At 36.7% G+C, this 2,617-nt stretch carries 1 protein-coding gene; it reads left to right on the top strand.

The features are described from left to right. Positions 1-2,617, top strand: a 2,617-nt coding sequence (locus tag ACLTU0_RS11660) for a 3'-5' exonuclease (protein ID WP_412322606.1), incomplete at both ends; no start/stop codon positions are given.

The raw sequence follows: 2,617 nt of genomic DNA, 5'->3' as shown, positions 1-2,617 counted from the left end.
ATCGTTTTCAACGCCTTGTAACAACTTACGCATCAAACCGCGATGATGAGGGATTGAAAAAAGTTATACGCAAACTTTACAACTTTATACAGTCATTCCCCGATCCGATAAAATGGCTTTACGACAAAGCGGCTATGTATGACAATAATATGTCGCAAAGTGTATGGTTTAAGGAAATATTTTTATCAGTCCACAAAGAGAACATTTTAAAACATCACGGCGAATTTTGGGACAAGCTGATAAAAGAAATGATTGGGATTGTAAAGAAAGTATATCCCGATACAGATACTTCCGTACCGCCGGTTTGTATTCCTGAATGTGAGCAATATTGGGGAAAGATGTGGGAGTACATATGTATATGCGCCGACAGTGTAAAAGCATTAAAATCAGCTGAATCATTTGACGAAGTCGGCTCAGCATACGATACTTACATCGCCAAAACAAAGCTTGGAACAGCCGTAAGAGCATACAAAAAAGCTGAATCGCCGATTGAAGAGTGGCAGTATTACTCGAACAAATATAACTCTATGCGTGAAGATTTACTTAGCAGTACATCTTACTTGCCTAACGGCACTGCCGAGCAATTTAACAAGTATGTTCACTCGGAAGAATTGAAACAAACGATTGACGATATTGTTTGGATAACGGTTTTGTTCTCGGAACTTTATGAGAATGCAAAAGCAAAAAAGAACATCAAAACATTCTCCGATATTGAACATCTTGCCTATCGTCTTTTCAGCGAAAATGAGAATATAAGAAACGAATATTCGCTGAAATATAACGAAATACTTATAGATGAATATCAAGATACAAACGGCTTACAGGATTCGATTTTCACGCTTATTTCAAGAGATAATAAAAATATGTTTATGGTCGGCGACTTAAAGCAAAGTATATATCGTTTCCGCGGTGGTGACCCGACTATTTTCAAGAAAAAATACAGCCTTGACAGTGATGAAATCGAAATTATACACCTTTCACAGAACTTCAGAAGTCGTATGCAGGTTATCGACAGTATAAATGACGTGTTCAGATTTAATATGTCGCAGGATGTCGGTGACGTTGATTATAACGACACTGCCGCTTTGCAGCGTGAAGAAAGCCGCGAATGTTATATAAACACCGCCGAAAATGCTCGGAATGACTACAAATCCGAATTTTACTGTATCGGAAAATCGAAGGATTCAAAAGAATCTTCTTCCGATTATCTTGAGGCAGTTACCGTGGCAAACAGAATAAAAGAGCTTGTTGACAGTCATTTCAAGGTTTATGACGGCAACGGAAAATATCGTGATTTGAAGTACAGCGATATAGTCGTTCTTATGCGTTCGACAAAAGTAAACGGCGAACTTTTGCAGGAAATATTAGAATCAAACAACATACCGTCATTTTTGCAAAAGGAAGAATATTTTGAAAAACGTGAGATAAAGCTTATGCTTACACTTATTTCACTTATCAACAATCACATTCAGGATATTCCACTTGTAAGCGTTATGCGTTCACCGATAGGTAATTTTACCGAAAACGAACTTTCAAAAATCAGGCTTGAAAACAGAGCCTCATCTTTTTACAATGCCGTAAAATATTATAAATCGTCTTGCGATGATTTGACGAAAGAAGAACAGAAACTTTCAAAAAAATGCAAGAGCTTTCTAAAAGACCTTGACCGTTGGCGCGGATATGTTAAGATTAAGTCAATCTCCGCGTTGATTTGGACGTTGTATGAAGAAACGGGTTTTTACGACTTTATGGGTGCTCTCGAAGGCGGTGACGAGGCACAGGCAAATTTAAAACTTTTATATGAACGTGCAAGAAAGTATGAGGAATCGGGCTTTAAGGGTATCTTCAACTTCATTCGATATATCGAAAGAATTGAAAAGAGAAACGAAGATTTAAGCGGCGCTCAGCTTATCAATGAAAACCACAATGTTGTACGAATTATGACAATACACAAAAGCAAAGGTCTTGAATTTCCTGTTGTATTTATTATGCGCACAACTAAAAATATGCTTGCCGAAAAACCTACGGAGGAACACAGAATACAACTTCACAAAGATTTGGGGATCGGCATTGATTATATAAATTATGAAAATTTATATTTAAAAAAGCTGATGTTTACAAAATATATAAAGCGACAAAATCAATCCGAAACGCTTTCGGAAGAATTGCGTCTTTTGTATGTCGCAATGACTCGTGCAAAAGAAAAATTAATTATTGTTTCGTCCGACAAATACAAAGATGAAAATGAGTTTAATCAAAAAATCCAAGAAGCAGTATATAATGCAAAGACAATGCCAAAGTACATCATCGCATCAAAAGCAAAAAAATATTCCGATTGGCTGATTCCGTCAATAGGCATATCGTTAAATCACTGGAATTTCATACCAAGATTTCTTGCCAAAACCACTGTATCGGACGTCATCAAAGAAAAACAAGAAACGATAAAGGTCAAAAACATTGATGAAATGCGTGAAAAAGTGCAAAAGCTCCTTGAATTTCATTATGAACGTCCGCAATCCGGCAACATTCCGACAAAAACATCCGTAACGGCAATAAAAGAAATGACAGAAGAAGAACTTACACGAAAAAGCGACATTGAATACGAGCCGATTTATAT

Source organism: Hominilimicola sp., from assembly GCF_046972485.1.
GTDB lineage: Bacteria > Bacillota > Clostridia > UBA1381 > UBA1381 > Hominilimicola > Hominilimicola fabiformis.
The sequence above is the reverse complement of the archived record's forward strand: the minus strand, read 5'-3'. Positions and strand labels throughout refer to the sequence as shown.